The following is a 2,446-nucleotide window of genomic DNA, read 5'->3' on the forward strand; positions in this document are numbered from 1 at the left end:
AAATAATCTCGGTAATTTCTGGCTCACCTTGTGTAATATCCCAAATTATTCCAGTCACTGCATTTATCGCTTTATCGTAATAAATATACGGTCGCTTAAAATCTTTATCTGTTAATTTATCATACAGATATTGAAAAGCATCCTTTGAATATGGATATATATCTAGCAGTGAAGAATTTTCTTTTGATTTGATTTTAGGCATTTTCTCCCCTTATTACTTTAACTTCAAGCGAATTTGCCATTTTTTGATACAACCGTTCCGCAGCAACTTTTGAAAGGATTATGTCACTTTCTTTATCTTTTAGCAGAAGTTGACCATTTACATTTTGAAAACAATATTTTTTATTTTCAAATTCAATTTGTAAGTTAGGGTATTGTTCTGCGTTTTGTTTAAGTACATTCACAAAGTGATAAAACTTCCTTTTTGGTCCTTTTTTTTGAGTATTTTTTTTATTATACTCTTTAGTATTATATGAGTGAGTATTTATAGTGGTCGATTTTCTGACATCGGAAAAACCGTTATCAGTTTTTCCACAATCGGTACAAAGCTCCGATATATCCTCTTTTGATAGTCCCTCATCACCAAATATCCATAGATTTTTTGAGAATCTTCCTCTTTTCCGTGACTGTGTTCTATATAGATAGCCTGCTACTTCTAACTCTTTAATAGCATTGGCGATAGCCGTTCGTTTATCTGTACAAAATTCCTGTAAAAACTCCTCATAAAAGTTCCAATCATCTGAAAAATGAGCAATTACAAGACTTATACCTTTGGCTTTTAAGCTGATCTTTGCATCTCTTGCCAAAATATTACTGACTATTGTGAAATTTTTTCTTTTTTTCTTTAAATTTACTCTCATAGCTCAACTCCCACCACTTTATGCATTTCAAGCCACTTATCAACCTCTTGTCGATCATAGCGTATGAATTTGCCACCTATTTTATGAAATGGCAATCCTATTTTGCTTTTTAACATACGAGCTTTCGCTTGCCAGCTCTCAGAAAAGCCATATTCTTCCTGTAGCTCCTCTGGAGTCAGCCATCTTTTTTCAATATTTTGCATATTGACTCCTTTTGTTTAAAAAAGGTACCTTTTCTTGTGTTTAAATTCCAATTGGTTGATAAAAGTTTATATTGCAAGAAAATGATTTTTTAGAGGTTTTTTAGAAATAAATAGCTTTAAGCGCCCAGAACAATGGACTTTCTAAAAAAACATCAATAAAAAAATTTAAGTTCTATTTAATTTTAAATGATATTATTTAAGAAAATTTTATATGGATTACACTGTGCAAAACTACATAAATGCTTGGTTGAAAAATAAAAAAAATTATATTTATTACAATATAAAAGAAGAGCATAGCTACGAAAAATTTTATATACGCATGATTCAAATCTTTTTAGAATCCCTGATACATACAGACGATCATGATCCCGCACCATTTTATATTTTGACTAAAAGTAAAGAAAAAAAAGAAGCTTTTCTGAAAAAAGAAAGCTTCAAAAGAGGTAAAAATACTGGCAAATCTTTAAACCAACAATTCTATCGAACTATTCAAGAACTTGTTGATAAGGTTCATCTCCTAAATCACGGAAAATCTTTTACAAAACATGATAAAATTAATATGTTTTATAAGCACATTGGAAATTTCAAAGATGAAGTTTCCAAGCAAAAGAATTACTCTCAATATGATTACGGAGATTACCGTCACATAAATGGTGAACTATCTGAAATAGATGTTGAACAAATTGATGAGTTTTTAGATAAGATTTTTCAAGAGTTGAAGCGTCCTTTAAACTATCGAGAGACAACAAATTTAGAATATAAAGAGATTGAGGAGATAGCTCTCTATTACCCAGCTCAATATGCTCATAATATCTTCGATGACAAACACTACCTTTTTGAAATCAATCCATACAAATTTAAAAAAACAACTAGTGAACAAAAAATTCAACATTTTTTATTTCAGTATTTTAATATTGATTATCTTGCAAATAAAGAAATATTTCATAATGCTTATGAAGAGATGATGGACCTTCATCATGGTGTACTATATGACAGAGCAGTAGCATATTTTAATCCATATAAACTACTAGAACCATCTTATGAAGTTGATCTGTCTCCATTTACAGACTGGCTAGAGAGCAACAAGACAAAAAACTATACAGATGCTTTTTATACTTCCTTGCTTGAAACTTTAAACGAGATAACTTTTCATACAGTAAAAGCACAATTTGAAAGCTTATTAAATTCGTTTTTAATGAAGGAGTACAATTCAAAAAATATTTTGAAAAAAGACTTCGTAGAATTTCTATATTTAGAAAACAAAAAGAAGTTTAATAAGGCTGAAACTGAGTTTTCAGTTCTTGAAGAAAAAATGTTTAGCATATTGGGGAGAGCGTAAATCTAACTGTGTAAACCTAAAAAATTAAATTTATTTGATATAGT

Annotated in this window: 4 protein-coding genes; 1 reads left to right on the plus strand and 3 read right to left on the minus strand. The window is 29.6% G+C overall.

Translation table 11 applies throughout. The annotated features are described in order from the left end of the window. From IBX42_RS12060 to IBX42_RS12070, 3 genes are all read right to left on the minus strand, one after another. Positions 1-202, minus strand: a 202-nt coding sequence (locus tag IBX42_RS12060) for a hypothetical protein (protein ID WP_294933178.1), incomplete at its 3' end; no start/stop codon positions are given. After that, positions 195-860 carry a hypothetical protein gene (locus tag IBX42_RS12065; RefSeq protein WP_294933179.1) on the minus strand — a complete coding sequence of 222 codons (666 nt, stop codon included), beginning with the start codon at positions 858-860 and terminating at the stop codon, positions 195-197. The genes IBX42_RS12065 and IBX42_RS12060, both read right to left, overlap by 8 nt. Next, entirely contained in the window at positions 857-1,063 is a 207-nt protein-coding gene (locus IBX42_RS12070) for a helix-turn-helix domain-containing protein (RefSeq protein ID WP_294933180.1), read from the minus strand. The genes IBX42_RS12065 and IBX42_RS12070 overlap by 4 nt, the downstream gene beginning before the upstream one ends. A 223-nt stretch (positions 1,064-1,286) precedes the next feature. Here IBX42_RS12070 and IBX42_RS12075 point away from each other — a divergent pair, with 223 nt between their 5' ends. After that, on the plus strand, positions 1,287-2,402 hold the full coding sequence (locus IBX42_RS12075; protein WP_294933181.1) for a hypothetical protein: 1,116 nt from the start codon (positions 1,287-1,289) through the stop codon (positions 2,400-2,402). Positions 2,403-2,446: the final 44 nt, after the last annotated feature.

The organism is Sulfurimonas sp. (genome assembly GCF_014859695.1).
Classification (GTDB): domain Bacteria; phylum Campylobacterota; class Campylobacteria; order Campylobacterales; family Sulfurimonadaceae; genus Sulfurimonas.

Excerpts from the sequence above, each read along its gene's own strand:
- IBX42_RS12065 (WP_294933179.1), bottom strand. The coding sequence starts at position 860 with ATGAGAGTAAATTTAAAGAAAAAAAGAAAAAATTTCACAATAGTCAGT.
- IBX42_RS12070 (WP_294933180.1), bottom strand. The coding sequence starts at position 1,063 with ATGCAAAATATTGAAAAAAGATGGCTGACTCCAGAGGAGCTACAGGAA.